This is a genomic window from Streptomyces sp. NBC_00078 (genome assembly GCF_026343335.1).
Classification (GTDB): domain Bacteria; phylum Actinomycetota; class Actinomycetes; order Streptomycetales; family Streptomycetaceae; genus Streptomyces.
In genome coordinates, this window is record NZ_JAPELX010000001.1 from 1,039,459 (window position 1) to 1,055,238 (window position 15,780).

Sequence of the window (15,780 nt, forward strand, 5' to 3'; positions counted from 1 at the left end):
CCGCATCTCGCCGGGCGCCCCCGGCGCCCTCTTCGACAGGGCGACGGCGCGGCCCGGCCGAGGAGATCAGCGGCTGGCGGCATGCCGGTTCATTGCGGTTGAGATGACGTTCATGCGCTCGCCGAGTTCTGCGAGTTCCTGGCGCAGTTCCGTGACCCGGGTACGAAGTTCGGTGGCTTCGGCGGTCAGCGATACGAAGGTGGCAGCGAGGTCGACGCGGTCCTCATCGATTAGGGACATCGCGTCTCCATGACTTTACGAGGAATGCGAGCCATTTCCCTGCTGGAATGAAACCGGCCCGTCGTCAAGGGCACGAGTGGCCCTCTCCTTTCGGTGAGGGCCACCCCGATGAATTACTTCCGCTGTGCGAGCCAGTCGGCGAACTTCGTCTCGGCTCGGTGAGCGTCCGGGCCGGGCAGAAGGGTGTCGTCTTTCAGTGGGGCGCCCCAGTACGTCGCCTGCGGGTCCGTGACGATCTTGCGCGGGTCGTTCAGGGCGGTCAGCCCCATGCGGATGAACTCCTCCAGCTGGAACACCTCGGGGCCGCCGACCTCCACCACGCCGCCCACAGGTGCGCCGACCGCGGTGCGGGCGACGGCCGCGGCCACGTCGTCGGAGACGATGGGCTGGATCTTGGCGTCGGGCAGATGCACGGTGTCACCCTCGGTGACCCCGTCGGCGAGTCCCTTCGCGAACTCGAAGAACTGGGTGGCGTGGACGATGGAGTAGGGGTTGCCGGACCCTTTGATCAGGTCTTCCTGGACCTGCTTGGCGCGGAAGTATCCGCTGCCCTGCAGGCGGTCGGTGCCGACCACGGACAGCGCCACGTGATGCGCCACGCCGGCCTGCGTCTCCGCCTTCAGCAGGTTGGTCGTCGAGGTGCGGAAGAACTCCATGACCGCCTCGTCCTCGAACGAGGGCGAGTTCGACACGTCGACCACGACCTGCGCGCCCTGCAGGACCTCGGCCAGCCCCTCGCCGGTCAGCGTGTTGACGCCGGTGTTGGGCGACGCCGGGACCGCCTCGTGCCCGTGCTCGCCGAGCCCGGTGACCACCTTCGAGCCGATGAGCCCGGTTCCACCGATCACTACTACCTTCATGACGGAATTCCTTTCGGGTTTACCTGATGCCTGTATCAGTAGAGACCAGGCATCGGTTCTGTTTGTGACACCTTCTATTCGACGAGTTTTCCCGTGGTCGACACTTCCTCCATCAGGGAGGAAATCTCGCTGGATACGGCCGGAATGCTCTCGTGGGTGATGCCCGTCGACGGGGACCACACGAGATTCACCCGCAGAGCGGGATCCATGTCGGGGTAGTCGCTGCGGTTGTGGCAGCCACGTGTCTCGCGGCGCTCCATTGCCGATTCGAGGGTGGCGCGGGCCGCGAGTGCGGCGGATTTCAGATCGAAGGCGTGCGCGAGGTCCTGGTAGCCGGCGATGTCCGGGTGGATGCCGACGTCGTCCATCCTCTTCTCGATCAACGCGAGCTCTGCCAGCCCGGCGCGCAGGCCGTCTTCGTCGCGTACGACTCCGGCGTGCTCGGTCATGGTGTTGCGGATGGCGCGCTGGAGGGCGCGGACGTTCTCCGGCCCGTCGGCGGCGAGGAGATCGTCCATCTCGGCGCGGGCCTCCGCGATGGCCGACGCCGACCTCGGCTGTGAGGTCAGGGATTCCGAATAGGCGGCTGCGGCCTGTCCGGTGAGGCGGCCGAAGACGAGCAGTTCGATGAGGCTGTTCCCACCGAGGCGGTTGGCGCCGTGCAGCCCGCTGGACGCCTCACCGATGGCGTACAGGCCGCGCACATCGGTGCTGTGGTCCTCGGGACGCACCCACACGCCGCCCATCGAGTAGTGGGCAGTGGGCGCGATCTCGATCGGCTCCCGGGTGATGTCCAGCATCTGCAGGTCCAGCAGGGTCTGGTAGACGCGGGGCAGTCGCGTCATGATCGTCTGGCGGGGCAGGTGCGAGACGTCGAGCCACACACCGCCCTTGGGGGTGCCGCGGCCCTCTTTGATCTCCGTGTAGGCGGCCAGGGCCACGCGGTCGCGGGTGGACAACTCCATGCGCTCGGGGTCGTAGCGGGCCATGAAGCGTTCCCCGAGGGCGTTGCGCAGGATGCCGCCCTCGCCCCGGGCGGCCTCGCTGACCAGGGTGCCGGCCGCGTTCTCCGGCTCGATGATCCCGGACGGGTGGAACTGCACCAGCTCGGCGTCCCGCAGCCGGGCACCGGCCTCGACGGCCAGCCGGAAGGAGTCGCCGGTGTTCTCGTCGCGCCGCGAGGAGGTGCGCCGCCAGATGCGGGTGTGGCCGCCCGCAGCGAGAATGACCGCGTCGGCGTGGATGAGGTAGCGCCTGCCGCTGGTGAGGTCGAAGCCGTACGCGCCGAACACCGCTCCGTCGTGCACCAGGAGCCGGGTGATGTACACGCCCTCCAGTACCGGAATGTCGAGCTGTTCCGCGCGCCTGATCAGCGTGCGCTGGATCTCCAGGCCGGTGTAGTCGCCCGCGAAGGCGGTCCGCCGGAACTTGTGCGCGCCGAAGAAGCGCTGCGAGATCCGGCCGTCCTCCTCCCTGGCAAAGGCCATCCCGAAGCGCTCCAGGTCGTCGATGCCACGGGCGGCGCCCTGCGTGACGATCTCCACGGTGCGCGGATCGGCCAGGAGGTAGCTCTCCTTCAGGGTGTCGGCAGCATGCTGCTGCCAGCTGTCCTCCGGGTCCATGGTGGCCAGCGCAGCGTTGATGCCGCCGGCCGCAAGTGCCGTATGGGCGTCCTCCTTGGGACGCTTGCCGACCGCCAGGACGTCGATGCCGGCCTCGGCCAGTTCGATCGCCGCGCGCAGGCCGGCTCCGCCGGTGCCGATCACCAGCACCATGGTGGAAAGGCGTTGTTCGGTGACAGCCACGGTCTTCTCCGATCACTGAGGTCTTCATCCAGTACGACCGGACAGTCCCGCGATCTGTGACACCTCTCCCGGGCCCCTTCGCGTCGAGGGGTCGGCGACCCGCTGTCGGGTTCGTGAGGTGGCGGCGATGCCGGTCCTACAACACCTAGGACAGGACAGGACTCGCACCCATGTTGTGACACTGATGTGGCCGCGAGTGTCACAGATTCGACCGCAGCCCGGTCATCACTGAACACGGTCATGGCAGCCATGGCCGGGTGTGAATCCGAGGGAGGCCGACACATGTCGGACAAGGACTCAGCGCAGGGCACCGGAGTGCAGACCCGGTCGGAGGGATGGAAGACGGCGGCGAAGATGCTGCAGGACACCGCTCCGCTCACCGTCCCCGAGGGCGCCTCGGCGATGACCATCTTCGTCGAGTGGGAGCCGGGAGACCCGGGATCCCCGCCGCACCGCCACTCGGGACCGGCGTTCGGCTACGTCCTGGAGGGCGCCGTCCGTTTCGAGATGGAAGGCGAGCCCGAGCGCGTGATCGAGGCGGGCGGGACGTTCTGGGAGCCGGGCGGCGACCCGATCCACTACCAGGACGGCAACGCGCTGCCCGACGCGTGCACCCGGTTCGTCGTGACGATGCTGTGCGCGCCGGGCAAGCCCATGCTCGAACTGGTCGACGAGGAGGAACTGGCCCAGCGGGCCCACCTCCGCGCCCCACGGCCCACCGGCTGACCGCCGTACAGGGCCACTGCGAAGGCAGCCCGTCCGCTCCGTGGGAGGGCACGGTGAGGCATGAGCGCCAATGATGTCGTGCACGGCATGTTGACAGCGCTGTTCGCCGCCGCGACCGTTCACGCGCTGCGGCAGGCCGCGCTGACACGAGGCGCCGGATGGCGCGGCCGAGGCGACGGTCTCCTGCACATCGTCATGGCGGCGGCCATGGCGGTGATGCCGTGGCACCGCATCGGCGAAGGGCCGGCGCCGGGGCGGACGACCTTCTTCTTCGCCGCAGCGGCCTTGTGGTTCCCGCTGACCGCGGTTCTCGGCGTCCGTGGCTCCAGGTTGGCCGGCCTCGTGCGCAGGTCGCCGCAGGCGGTCGGCATGGCCGCCATGGCGTGGATGCCGGTGCGGCACGGCAGCGTCACGGACGCCCACACCGGCGACCTGGTCACCGGTGTGCTGACGCTGTGTCTGCTGGCCTACGCTCTCCGGTCGCTGACCCAGGACATGCCCACGCTGCGCGGGACTCCGGGCAGCGTGGGCATGTCCACGGACCTCGGCGGACCCTGCGACCGCTTCTGGCAGGGATCGACGGCCATGGGCACGGCCCTCATGCTGCTCATGCACCACTGACATGCGACGCCGGGCAACCGTGTCGTCCTGAAAGTCGGTGCCCAACGGTGTCACACATCGTGTGGCAGCCCGGTCCTAGTGGGAGACCGGTCCGATTCCGGCCCCATGGCGAAAAGGTGGATCATGAGGGGAAATCCCACAACGGCGGGTCTGGGCAGCCTTCCGCGTCCCGTGGCCGTGGTGGTGGGCGCCGGTGGCGTGCTCGGAGCGGCGCACATCGGTGCCGGGTACGCGCTGGAACGCCACGGATTCGTCCCGGACCTGATCATCGGGACTTCGGTGGGTGCCCTCAACGGGGCCATCGCGGCCGCCCACCCCCGCAGGGCCGCGCCGTGGCTGGACCACGTGTGGACCCAACTGCGGCGCCGTGACGTGTATCCGCTCGGCAACCTGTCCTCACGGAGCAGCGTCTTCACCGATCGCGGCCTGCGGCGGCTGATCGCCCGGGCCGGGCTGCCGTCGCGGATCGAGGAGCTGGCGGTCCCGTTCACCGCGGTGGCCACGGACCTGGTCACCGGTGCTCCGGTGCTGCTCGACCGGGGAGACCTCGTGTCCGCGCTGCTGGCCAGCGCCGCCATCCCGGGGATGCTGCCCCCGGTGGTCCGCGCGGGCCGCACGCTCGTCGACGGCGGGCTGATCGCCTATGTCCCGGTGCCGGCGGCCCTGCAGGCCGGGGCGGCCGGCGTGGTGGTGGCAACCGGGCCGGAGAGCTCGCCGTTGCGCCCCACCATTCCGCGCCGACGTGCCGGCGCGATCGCCGCCAGGGCCGGGCTGCTGATGCTGCACCACCAGATCGAGCGCGATCTGCGCGAGGTGTCCCGGCACATCCCGACCGTCGTACGACCGGCCGGTGTGGGCGTGGCTGCGCCGTCACATCGGGCTGCTGCTGTTCCTGCACAACGTCGTGCAGACCTTCGTAGCAGCCGACCATCGTTACCGGCCCCTGTACAACCGGGCCGTCGGCTCTCAGATCGCCCTCCAGCTCCGGCTCGCCGGGTACCAGCCCGGCAGCGGTAGGCCGGTGGTGCTGCTCAGCTACAGCGGCGGCGCCCAGGTCGCCACGGGCGCGGTCGACGAACTGTACACGCAGCTGCGCTGCCCGCTCCTGCTGATCACACTCGGTGGGTTCCACAACGGAGCCAACGACCTCACCCATGCCGAGCACCTGCATCAACTCACCAGCGCGAACGACCGAATTGAGCAGATCGGCACCTGGATCTTCCCTCAGCGCTGGCGGCTCTTGCGTCGTAGCGCATGGAACCAGGCCGTTCGCGCGGGGAAGATCACCGTGCATCGACTCGACCCGGCCACTCACTTCGGTCCGCAGAGCTACATCAGCCCAACGGCTCAACTGCCCGACGGCCGCAGCCACCTTGCCCGCACCGCCGAAACGGTGATCGCGGTCATCCGCGCCCACCACGGCTCCACCCTCGCGCAGGGCAACCCGCTGCCATGAGGCGGGCGGTGCTGCGGCGAGGGCGTTCGGCCCGCCGCCATGACGGCTCGCGGAGTCGGGCCAATCGAGGAACGCCATGGTCAGGGTGCGTTGAACAGGGTGGGGAAGCGGGGGGCGAGCCAGGGTTTGCGGCCCCAGGCGAGCACATTTCCGCGTGCCAGGGCCTGCCACGGGCCCCGACGTCCCAGCGCGATGAGAAGAAACGCGACCGGTTCGGTGAGGATGGTGCAGTCCGAACGTTCCGGCGGGTCAGGAAGCACCTCGACCGTGCCGTCGGTGAAGGTGACGCCGAACGCCGCGCCGCCCCGGATGCGCAAGGTGTAACGGGCCGTCGGCGCGGAGGCGGCGGCGATGCGCGGCATCGCTGTCTTCAGGAACGGCAGGCACAATCCGACCCGCATCTCGTTGATCATGTGCGGGCGGCGCAGCCCGCGGGCGAGATCGTAACCGTGGCCCAGCATGTGGGTCAGCAGGTACGAGGCGAGAACGTCCTGGTCCATGGGACCGAGCGGGGTCAGGAGCGTCCGACCCGCGGTCCCGTCCGCCACGGCTCGGTCCACCGCGTCCAGGAACACGTCGGTCTGCTCCACGATCATCGCGGCCAGCGGTTCCGCACCGCGCTCCGGAAAGTCGATGAGACTCTGTGCATTGGCCGCCGCGAGGCTCTGCGGCGTGCCGTCCCCGTAGAGGCGTTCCCGGCCGGACGCGAGATCGGCCATCAGGCCGTTGGCCAGTACCAGGTGGGCGGCCGTCTCGCCGACGGTCCACTCCAACCCCGGTACCGGAACGGTCATGTCCGGCGCGTCGTCCAGGAGCGCGGCGACGGCACTGGCGGTCTCCCGTATCGCCTGACCGAGCCCTTCCGGCAGGGAGTCCCTGGTGCCCGTCTGCGTTCCCCGCTCCACCCCGCTCGTTCTCCTCATGTCTGCGTGATCACGCACCTGTAGCGCGGTACAAAACCAGACCCGCCGGTCCGGGGCAAGGGTCCTGGACCGGCGGGCACTTCGAGAACCGAGACCGTCGGGAGAACGTGCTCACCGACCTGGTGCCGGGAACTCCGACCGTGACCGCTATCCGAACAGGCGTCGCTGGATCTCCCTCCGGTAGTCCTCGAGCGTCCTGTCGAGATGTGCCGCCGTAGCCTCGGCCGCCTCGTCGGGCCGGCCGTCGCGAATGGCCCGGTAGATCACCTCGTGCTCCACGACTGCGGACTCGGTGCCTTCGCCGAGTGTGTCGTGGATCCCTATCGCGCTGGACTGCCGCTGCAGTCGTCGTGCGTCACGCACGGAGCTGACGAGGAAGGTGTTGTGCGAGGCCGCGGCCACGGACATGTGGAAGTCCTCGTCCGCCTGGTTGAACTCGTCGACCTGGCCGTGGACGAAGCCGTGCCGGCACTGCTGCATGGCCACCTCGATGGTCCGCAGCTCGGCGGGGGTGGCACGGGTGGCGGCCAGGCTGCTCGCGGCCGTTTCCTGGACCCGGCGGAACTCGAACAGCATGAGCACGTGATCGAGGTCGACGGGGCGGAAGAAACCGCCCCAGCGGCTGGTGATGAGCATGCCCTCGTCGTCCGCGACGAACAGCCCGCGCCCCTTGTGCGCCCGGACCCGGCCGAGCGCCGAAAGGATCTTCACGGCTTCCCGCACCACCGCCCTGCTGGTGTCCAGCCTCTGGGCCAGGTCGTTCTCCGTGGGCAGTCGATCACCTGCCACCAGGCGGGCCTCGGCGATGAACTCCAGGATCCGCTCCGCCACTACCTCGTAGCCGGGCCGGTATTCACTCCGCGCGCCCATGCCGTTCACCGCTGCGGTCGCAACGGGAGGTTCCTGCGTCGGCAAGTCCCCCTGGGCCGCGGGCGTTTCGTTCATCTGTCCTGCCTCCTGGCTGACGCAACTGGGGCGGCTGATCGCTGTGGAGCCACGCTCAATCGTATCCCAACCGTCGATTAGTCGTACTCATCTTGGGACGCAGACCCCCATCATGAGACGGGTGACCCAAGAGCCACGGATCGTAAGCACTTTGCGTATTTTAGAGCCCCCACCTGGCATCACGCGACCCCTTGCCGGGGGCTGCCCAGTGAATCCAGGGACCGAAATGAGTACGACTCATTCGAAGGAGTTCTGCTCCGCCGTCAATCTTTTTCATCACCTTGGGACCAGTGACGACGGCGTGGCTGATCGGTGCCATCGCACCGTCACCCGTGATTAACGCGGTTGTCATGACATGCCTCGTACGGTCATGGCGGCTGTTGTCAGCCCATGTCGGTTTAGCCGGATGTACGAAGGAACGAGCACATGGGCCGCCCCGAGAGACCAGTGGACCCTTCGGCCGGGCCCGTCGAGCGGTTCGCACACGAGTTGCGGCAGCTACGCGGTGCCGCGGGCAGCCCCCTCCTACCGGGCGATGGCGAAGGCGGCCGGCTGCGGTGCGACAACGCTGTCACAGGCCGCGGCCGGGGAACGGCTGCCCGCGCTCGCCGCCGTCGAGGCGTACGTGCGTGCGTGCGGAGGCGACCCGGCCATCTGGCGGGCGCGTTGGGAGGAGGCCCGGGCGGAGGCCGAGGCCGACCGGACGCAGGACGAACCCCGGGAGACGGGTCAGGCGCCATACCGCGGTCTCGCCCGGTTCGAGCCGGGCGACCGGCACCTGTTCTTCGGCCGGGACCGGATGCTTGCCGACCTGGGAAAACTGGTGTGCGAGCACCGGTTCGCGGTGCTGTTCGGGCCCTCGGGGAGCGGCAAGTCCTCGCTGTTGCGCGCGGGGCTGGTGCCGCGGCTGCGTGAGGAACTCGCCCGACAGGCGTCCCCGGCCGTGCTGCGGATCCTCACTCCGGGCCCGAGACCCGCGACGACGGGACGATTCGGCGACGGAGTCCAGGACATGGGTAAGGGGCCTCCGGCGGCACAGGGGGGCGTGCGGCCGGAGGCCTCGGGCCCGACGGCCGGCACACGGGGGAAGCGTGCCGCCGTCGGGCGCCAGGTGCCGCTCACCGGGCCGCCCAGCGTGGTCGACGCCGGTTGGTCCGGGCTGGCGAGGCCTACTTTTCCGTGCACGGCGTTGATCGGCACCCCGGTTCGATCACGAAAATCAATCGGCACGGAAGGGTTCGTCCCACGTGCCGCCTCGAACAGTTTGTTCTTGCTGCCCGACATCACCAACTGCGCGTTCCCTAAGCCGTTCGGGAAGTTCGAAAGGCTGGTGTCGGCGCGGTAGATGTGGCCGAAGTGCGGCGCAGTGGCGTTGGAACGGCGGCCAGTCGGCCTCGGCGAGGGTTCGTACCGTGGTGCGGCCGGCGGTCCGTTGCTGGGCGACGAGGTATGAGCCAGCTAGAGGGGCGTCGACGCCGATGGTACGAAGGGTGCCCCGTGTCCCGGCACGATCAGCGCCGGGCCGAGGGCCAGGACCTTCTCCCTTGCCGCCCGCAGTTGCTCGCGGTCGGGCGCGAAGGGGTCGTCGGCGGGTCCCTCGGAGGTCCACCACAGGTGGGTCAGAACCACCAGGCCCTCAGCGGCCGTGACCAGGGTGCTGACGTCCTCGGCGGTGTGGCCGGGGGTCGTCACGAGCGTGATCGACGGCGACAACTCGTATCCGTCGGCGTCGCGGTCCTCCCAGACGTCGTTCTGGTAGATCGCCATGTGGTCGTGGAAACGGGCCTGTTGGAACAGGGCCGCGTTCAGCGTGTGGTCAGGGTGGTGGTGGCTGAAGATCACGTCGGTGACGTGTTCGGGGTTCAGTCCGTGGTGCGCGAGCGGGTCCAGGATGAGCCGGCGGTCCGCGACCATGCCGGGATCGGCGATCGCGACCGTCTGGCCGTCGACGAGCAGGGTGACGGTGCCGGCCACCCGCTCGTCGGCGTAACCGGTCGTCAGGACGTGGAAGGCAGCGGTCATGAGGGGCTCCTCGCGTACGGTGTGGGCGAACGGCTGAGGGTGACCCGGCCTCCAGCGCAGCCGGAACCGGAACCGGATCAGTCCGGTGGCCCGGCCGGCGTTTCCAAGCGTGCCGCTGACCGAGCCACACGCCCCGCTACGCCCCGGCTGCCTCGATGAACTCGCGCACGGCAGTGCGCGGGTCTCCCGAGCGGACCAGCGCCTCGCCGACCAGGACCACGTCGGCTCCCCAACCGCGGTACTCCGCTACGTCCTTGGGGCCTGTCACTCCCGATTCCGCGACCCTGACCGTGCCTTCGGGGATGTCCGTCACGAGGTCGGCGAACACTTTGCGATCCACGTCCAGCGTTGTCAGGTCCCGCGCGTTGATGCCGACCAGCTCAGCTCCCGCGGCGACAGCGCGCCGCACTTCGTCGGCCGTGTGCGCCTCCACGAGCGGCGTGAGACCCAACTGCTTGCACAGCCCCGTCAAGTCGGCCAGCTGACCGTCGTCCAGCGAGACGACCATGAGAAGCGCGAGATCGGCGCCGTGCGCGCGAGCTTCCCACAGCTGATAGGGGTCGACGATGAAATCCTTGCGCAGGACGGGCACGTCGACCCGGGCGCGTACGGCGTCCAGATCGGCGAGGGAGCCGCCGAACCGCCTGCTCTCGGTGAGCACGCTGATCGCGGCGGCACCGCCGGCCGCGTACTGGGCCGCGAGGGACGCAGGGTCGGGAATGTCCGCCAGCGCGCCCTTGCTGGGGCTCTTTCGCTTCACCTCGGCGATGATGGACACCCCGGGCGCGCGGAAACCGGGCAGCGGGTCAAGCGCGGGTGCCGCGTCGGCGACCCGTGAGCGCAGCTCCGCCAACGGCGTCGCACTCTTACGCTCTTCCAAGTCCTCGCGTACTCCCTCAAGGATCCCATCAAGCACGCTCATCGTCGTCTCCCTGTCGAATCGTCTGCAGCTGCGGACGTCCCCCGCCTTGAGTGAGGCCGTGCATCACCCACGTCCAAGTGGTGCTCGAAGAAGGTTATTCGGATCGATCATGACGTGCGAACCCGCCGGCCACGGGGCGCGGAAGCTGAACTTCTGGCGGATGGTCCGTGAAGTGTGTCGTGATCTTGGACGGCCAGCCGGGTAGAGGCGCTCGACGCTCCGTATGAGGCGGGCACGGCCGAGGGCCGCACCCGCCGTGCCCGGCTCTTGCACCTGCTTGAGGGCCACGGCCCCGCTCAGGCGGGTGGGCCGGACGTCAGGCGCACCAGGGCCGCCCCGTGAGCGGGCAGTTCGAGACGCAGGTCACGTCCGTCGTGCGGGATGTCGCTGCGCGTCCACACCTCCCGCACCTGGTCGCCGGTGCCCGCGCCGATGGACCCGAGGGGTACGGCCACCTGGCTCGGGGTGTCGGCCAGGGAGAACACCGCGGCGTAACGGGTGCGGCCGTCCACGTCCCCGGCCGTCCACAGGACGAGGTCCCGCTCGCGCAGGACCTCCCGGTTGTCCCTGCTGTGCCAGAGAACGTCCAGTGCCTCGTCGTTGGTGAGGAGGTCTATGGTTTCCGGCGGGCTGGTGGGCAGGTCGCCACCCATCATCAGCGGGGAACGAGAGATCAGCCACAGGGTGAGCAAGCTGGTCTGTTCAGCGGGGGTGAGGGAGCACAGCCGGTCCTCGCCGCGCTCGGCACGGATGCCGATATGCCCGAGCGGAAGCATGTCGGCGTCCGCCCAGCCGCGCTCGCTCTGCCAGGGAGCCCAGCGGGCCATGCGGGCGAACTGGGCTTCGACGTCCTCCCACCGGTCCCACAGGTCGTCGCAGACCCGCCACATGGTGGCGTGTTGCCGCAGATGGCCGAGACGGGCCAGCGAGACGTCGGTGCCGGGCGAGAGGCTCAGCTCGATCGGACGCCCGCTGCGCTCGATGGCCCGGGCGTAGGCGGCTATCTCCCGCTCGTGGTACGGGAAGAGCATGTCGTCGGCCTTGACGAAGTCGACGCCCCACTCGGCGAACTGGGCGACCTGGGAGTCGTAGTACGCCTGGGCGCCGGGGTGGTCGTGGTTGAGGCCGTAGTTGTCGGGGTTCCAGGGGCAGACCGAGTTGGTGTCGGCGATCTCGTCGGCCGTGAAGCCGGTTCCCGCGACGGGCAGCCGGGCGGCGACGGCACGGCGCGGGATGCCCCGCATGATGTGCAGGCCGAAGCGCAGACCGAGGTCGTGCACCCGTCCGGCCAGGGGTCCGAAGCCCGCTTCCTGTGCGGCGGAGGGGAATCGGTTCGGGGCCGGGAGTTGGCGGCCGTACGCGTCCAGGACCAGGGGCGCGTCCGGGTTGTAGCCGTGGGAGCGGGCCGTCGGCTCGTACCACTGGATGTCCACCACGACGGTGTCCCAGCCGTGCGCGAGCAGGTGGGCGCGCATGAACTCCGCGTTGGCGAGCACCTCGTCCTCGGTGACGGTGGTGCCGTAGCAGTCCCAGCTGTTCCATCCCATCGGCGGACGTGCGTGGTGCGGGGGGACAGGGCGTGGCTGTCGGGTCATCGCTGGTCGCTTTCGGTGCGGGCACGCGCGACGCTTTCGGTGCGCGTGCGCAGAACGGTGAAGGAGCAGGGCGGGAGGTCGCCTCAGCCTGCCCGAACAGAAGCTGGTGCTGGAGCAGACCGGGACGGCTCCCTACGACAACGAGATCGAACTCGTCCTACGCGAGGCTCCCGCCACCCCTGTGGCGATCCACCTACGCGTCCCCAGCTGGCACGAAGGGACGCCACAGGTCCGTATCAACGGTGCACCGCCCGAGGATGGACCCGGCCCGCTCACGACGCGCCGCGGGGCAGGCGGACAGCCTCTGACATACGTGCGTCTGAAGCGGGCGTGGCGTGAGCGGGACACCATCACGGTGGGCCTTCGCCCGCGTATCAGCGCCGAGTTGCTTCCCGACGGCTCGCCGTGGGTGTCGTTCCGCTACGGGCCCACCGTCCTCGCGGCCGAGGGCGACCGGAACGAGCTGGTCGGAATCTTCGCCGACGACTCCCGGATGGGACATGTCGCCGACGGTCCGTTGCGCCCGCTGGAGCACCTGCCCGTCGTGCTCACCCCGAGCACCTACGATCCGGCAGTCGACCTACGTCAACTCGCCCCGGATCAGCTGATGTTCGTCCTGGATCACGTGGACGCGAAGCCCGGTGAGTCCGTCGTACTCGTCCCGTTCGCCGGCATCCACGACTCCCGCTACACCCTGTACTTCCCCCTGGCGGAACCGGAGCGGCTTCCCGAGCGGCGGGCCGAGCTGCGCGCGGCCGACGCGGCGGCGCTCACCCTGCGCGACCGAACCGTTGACGCCGTCGCCGCCGGCGAGCAACAACCCGAAAGCGACCACCGGTTCGTGGGGCAGGGCACATGGTCGGGCCTCACCGACGGGCTGAGGTGGCGAGCCGCCGACGGATGGTGGTCCTACCGCCTGACGGACCCGGACGGCACCGCGACGGGCCTTCAAGTGATCCACCTCGCAGGCGAAGGTGCAGGGCCGACCACCGTGCTGGTGGACGGACACCTGCTGGGCACGCTCACCCCGTCGTCGGGTCCCGAGGGCAAGGAGCAGGCGATCTCCCAGGTACTCCCGCTGGACGCGAACCGTCGTGCCGGTACGGCCGAGATTCGTTTCGAAGCGGCCGGCTCCGGCACCACCATCCGGCTGCGCGAGGTACGCCTGGTCCGCTGATGCGACCGCCGGTCGTGGGCGGGTGCACGTGCTCGGCGGCCTCCGTCACCTCGGGACTGTGGTTCCCAAGGGCAGGGGTTCGCCGGAGCGCAGGTGTTCCCTCAGCCACCGCTCGGTGTTGCTCACGTGCAGCAGTGCGGCGGCCTGGCTGAGGGCTGCGTCACGGGTGGACAGGGCGTTGAAGATCGCCTCGTGCTCGGCGAGGGTACGGCCCGCGGCCTTGTCGTCGACCAGACCGCGCCAGATGCGGGCGCGCAGGGTGCGGCCGGAGATCCCTTCGAGAAGGGTGAGGAGGGTTTCGTTGCCCGTGGCCGCGACGACAGCGCGGTGGAAGGCGGCGTCGTGCGCGTTGAGCTCCCCGATGTCGTCGCGGGCCTCGCGCATGGCGTCCAGGTGCCGCTTCACCTCCGCCAGCTGGGCGTCGGAGATCCGGGTGGCGGCGAGGGCCGTGGCGATCGGTTCGAGGAGCCGCCGTACCTCCATGAGGTCCTGCAGGGCGACCGAGTCGCCCTGCAGCAGTTCCACCGCCCCACCGAGCCCCTCCAGCAGCAGGCTCGGCTGGAGGCTGGTCACATACGTGCCGTCACCCCGCCGGACCTCCAGGACCCGCGCGACGGCCAACGCCTTGACAGCTTCCCGGGCGAGGTTGCGGGACAGCCCCAGCTGCGCGGCCAGCTCCGGCTCCGCCGGGAGCTTCGAACCCGGAGGCAGGGCGCCGGTCCGGATCAGCTCACGGATCTGCTCGATGGCCTTGTCCGTCAGAGACACCGTTCATCCCTCCCCCCACCGTGCCCCGTGAGCACGCATGACCTGATCAGGCCCTGAGCTCGGAGATCGTCCCAGAGGCCGTCGGGGATGTGCTGGCCATGGAGTTCCACGTTTCGTCCGACCTGTTCCGGGGTCCGCATGCCGAGGGTGACGTTGATGATACTGGGGCGGGTGGCCGGCAAGGCGAGGGCGGCGGGCAGGGTGGTGCCGTGTGCTTCGCATTCTGGGCGATCGCCAGGGCCTGTGCGACGGGTTCCGGTGACGCGTCCTGGCAGTCGTACTTCAGCCGAGGTTGTTGCCCCACAGTGACTTGTCGTCGCTCTTGACGCTGGGCACGCCGCCGTAGGTGGCGCCGTCGGCGGTGACCAGCGGCGCGGAGAGCTGGTCCTCCAGCAGGCCGGGACGGACCTGGATGATGGTGCTGTCGTGGTCGGTCTTGCCGGCCTTGAACGTCTTCCCGTCGATCGCGGCCTTGAGGTAGTACAGGGCGTACTTGGCGTAGAGGTCGGCCGGCTGGGAGACGGTGGCGTCGATCTTCCCGGCGGCGATGGACTTCAGCTCCTCGGGGATGCCGTCGTTGGAGACGACGAAGACGTGCTTCTTGTCCTTCGGGTCGACCAACAGGCCCTTCTGCTTGAGGACCTGGAGCGTGCCGGACAGTCCGAAGCTGGACTGCATGTAGACGCCCTTGATGTCCGGGTGGGCGGTCAGGTCGGTCTGCAGCTTCTGCGCGGCGACGGCACCGTCCCAGTTGGTGGCCTCTCCGAACACCTTGATGCCGGGGTAACTCTTCTTCATGCAGGCGTTGAACGCCTCCGTGCGGTCACGGCCGTTGATGGAGTCCAGACCGCCCTCCAGCATCACGACCTTGCCCTTGCCGGCGAGCTTGGTGCCCAGGAACTGGCACGCCTTCTCGCCGTAGGCGCGGTTGTCGGCGCGCACCACCATGAACACCTTGCCGCTGTCGGGGCGCGTGTCCACGGTGACGACCGGGATCTTCTTCGCCTCCAGCTGCGCCAGCGTCGGCGCGATGGCGGCGGTGTCCTGCGGGGCCATCGCGAGGCCCTTGACGCCCTGGCTGATGAACGTCTGCGCGTTGGCGGTGAGCTTGGCGACGTCGTTCTGCGAGTTGGTGGTCTTCAGCGAGAGGCCGAGCTTCTTGGCGTACTGCGGCGTGTACTTGATGTAGGAGTTCCAGAAGTCGGTGTCGGAGCGCGGGTAGTCGACACCGACCAGCGGCGTGTCACCCGACGCCGACGTGGTGGAGCCGCTGCTGCAGGCGCTGAGCAGCGCCAGTGCGGACAGGGCGGAGGCGGTGGTGTAGAGGGCGGTTCTGAGTCTCATCGGTGCATCCTCGCGCCGGTCCCATAACGGGAGATTTTCGCTTCGACGACATCCGTACATCGCCGCGCAGCAGAGATGGGATGTTTATAGAGGGGCTTTTGGCGGCCTGTCCACCCCCGTGCAGCAAATCACGGCCAAGGAGACCAGTTCGCAAGCAGCAGGGAGGAGGGGTGACGCCTCCCGAGGGAATATCCATCCCACCAATCGTTGCCGCCCGACGATTCGTGCCGATCATGAAGCGCTGCAGGACATGCCATGTTTACCTGGCCGCAGTACGTCATGTATCCGAATAAAAGGTGCAACTCGCCCACCATCGCGACCACTTTCATCCCTGCACGCTGGTTGACATCCCATGGCGCCATGGCTGACCTTCATC

15 protein-coding genes and 2 pseudogenes are annotated in these 15,780 nt (G+C 69.0%); 6 read left to right on the forward strand and 11 right to left on the reverse strand.

Annotated features, from left to right (window positions below):
- Positions 1-66 precede the first annotated feature (66 nt).
- The 3 genes from OOK07_RS04805 to OOK07_RS04815 all read right to left on the reverse strand — a co-directional run bounded on the left by OOK07_RS04805 (position 67) and on the right by OOK07_RS04815 (position 2,875).
- A complete protein-coding gene (locus OOK07_RS04805) occupies positions 67-240 on the reverse strand; it encodes a hypothetical protein (RefSeq protein WP_266677257.1) in 174 nt (57 codons plus the stop codon).
- A 113-nt stretch (positions 241-353) separates the two neighbouring features.
- Positions 354-1,100, reverse strand: coding sequence for an SDR family oxidoreductase (locus OOK07_RS04810; protein ID WP_266795163.1), 747 nt, complete (start codon positions 1,098-1,100; stop codon positions 354-356).
- Between the two features lie 74 nt (positions 1,101-1,174).
- Entirely contained in the window at positions 1,175-2,875 is a 1,701-nt protein-coding gene (locus OOK07_RS04815) for an L-aspartate oxidase (RefSeq protein WP_266683336.1), read from the reverse strand.
- A gap of 312 nt (positions 2,876-3,187) precedes the next feature.
- Between OOK07_RS04815 and OOK07_RS04820 the strand changes: the two genes are divergently transcribed.
- From OOK07_RS04820 to OOK07_RS04835, 4 genes are all read left to right on the forward strand, one after another.
- Positions 3,188-3,631 carry a cupin domain-containing protein gene (locus tag OOK07_RS04820; protein ID WP_266677261.1) on the forward strand — a complete coding sequence of 148 codons (444 nt, stop codon included), beginning with the start codon at positions 3,188-3,190 and terminating at the stop codon, positions 3,629-3,631.
- A gap of 60 nt (positions 3,632-3,691) precedes the next feature.
- Positions 3,692-4,252 carry a DUF5134 domain-containing protein gene (locus tag OOK07_RS04825; RefSeq protein ID WP_266677263.1) on the forward strand — a complete coding sequence of 187 codons (561 nt, stop codon included), beginning with the start codon at positions 3,692-3,694 and terminating at the stop codon, positions 4,250-4,252.
- A gap of 123 nt (positions 4,253-4,375) precedes the next feature.
- The gene (locus tag OOK07_RS04830) at positions 4,376-5,269 is read left to right on the forward strand and encodes a patatin-like phospholipase family protein (protein WP_266795166.1); all 894 of its coding nucleotides are present in this window, start codon (positions 4,376-4,378) and stop codon (positions 5,267-5,269) included.
- A gap of 4 nt (positions 5,270-5,273) precedes the next feature.
- The gene (locus OOK07_RS04835; RefSeq protein WP_266795168.1) at positions 5,274-5,708 is read left to right on the forward strand and encodes a hypothetical protein; all 435 of its coding nucleotides are present in this window, start codon (positions 5,274-5,276) and stop codon (positions 5,706-5,708) included.
- A gap of 80 nt (positions 5,709-5,788) precedes the next feature.
- On the opposite strand, the gene OOK07_RS04840 is transcribed toward OOK07_RS04835, so the two are convergent.
- The gene (locus OOK07_RS04840; protein WP_266795169.1) at positions 5,789-6,613 is read right to left on the reverse strand and encodes a maleylpyruvate isomerase family mycothiol-dependent enzyme; all 825 of its coding nucleotides are present in this window, start codon (positions 6,611-6,613) and stop codon (positions 5,789-5,791) included.
- A 165-nt stretch (positions 6,614-6,778) separates the two neighbouring features.
- A complete protein-coding gene (locus OOK07_RS04845) occupies positions 6,779-7,576 on the reverse strand; it encodes a FadR/GntR family transcriptional regulator (RefSeq protein WP_406311233.1) in 798 nt (265 codons plus the stop codon).
- A gap of 426 nt (positions 7,577-8,002) precedes the next feature.
- Here OOK07_RS04845 and OOK07_RS04850 point away from each other — a divergent pair.
- A pseudogene (locus OOK07_RS04850) lies at positions 8,003-8,561 on the forward strand (helix-turn-helix domain-containing protein); the annotation flags it as partial.
- A gap of 473 nt (positions 8,562-9,034) precedes the next feature.
- On the opposite strand, the gene OOK07_RS04855 reads toward OOK07_RS04850, so the two are convergent.
- From OOK07_RS04855 to OOK07_RS04865, 3 genes are all read right to left on the reverse strand, one after another.
- On the reverse strand, positions 9,035-9,598 hold the full coding sequence (locus tag OOK07_RS04855; protein WP_266795171.1) for an MBL fold metallo-hydrolase: 564 nt from the start codon (positions 9,596-9,598) through the stop codon (positions 9,035-9,037).
- 136 nt (positions 9,599-9,734) lie between these two features.
- Positions 9,735-10,520, reverse strand: a complete 786-nt coding sequence (gene trpC, locus OOK07_RS04860; RefSeq protein WP_266795173.1) for an indole-3-glycerol phosphate synthase TrpC — start codon at positions 10,518-10,520, stop codon at positions 9,735-9,737.
- A gap of 296 nt (positions 10,521-10,816) precedes the next feature.
- Complete coding sequence (locus OOK07_RS04865; RefSeq protein WP_266795174.1) at positions 10,817-12,067, reverse strand: glycoside hydrolase family 27 protein; 1,251 nt, start codon at positions 12,065-12,067, stop codon at positions 10,817-10,819.
- A gap of 136 nt (positions 12,068-12,203) precedes the next feature.
- Here OOK07_RS04865 and OOK07_RS04870 point away from each other — a divergent pair, with 136 nt between their 5' ends.
- Entirely contained in the window at positions 12,204-13,292 is a 1,089-nt protein-coding gene (locus OOK07_RS04870) for a DUF4986 domain-containing protein (protein ID WP_266801893.1), read from the forward strand.
- A 45-nt stretch (positions 13,293-13,337) separates the two neighbouring features.
- Here the strand turns inward: OOK07_RS04870 and OOK07_RS04875 are convergent, their stop codons facing one another.
- The 3 genes and pseudogenes from OOK07_RS04875 to OOK07_RS04885 all read right to left on the reverse strand — a co-directional run bounded on the left by OOK07_RS04875 (position 13,338) and on the right by OOK07_RS04885 (position 15,404).
- The gene (locus OOK07_RS04875; RefSeq protein WP_266677281.1) at positions 13,338-14,060 is read right to left on the reverse strand and encodes a FadR/GntR family transcriptional regulator; all 723 of its coding nucleotides are present in this window, start codon (positions 14,058-14,060) and stop codon (positions 13,338-13,340) included.
- Positions 14,051-14,346 (reverse strand): annotated as a pseudogene (locus OOK07_RS04880) (aldo/keto reductase); the annotation flags it as partial. The gene OOK07_RS04875 and the pseudogene OOK07_RS04880, both read right to left, overlap by 10 nt.
- Positions 14,343-15,404, reverse strand: a complete 1,062-nt coding sequence (locus OOK07_RS04885) for a sugar ABC transporter substrate-binding protein (protein ID WP_266795176.1) — start codon at positions 15,402-15,404, stop codon at positions 14,343-14,345. The gene OOK07_RS04885 and the pseudogene OOK07_RS04880, both read right to left, overlap by 4 nt.
- Positions 15,405-15,780 lie beyond the last annotated feature (376 nt).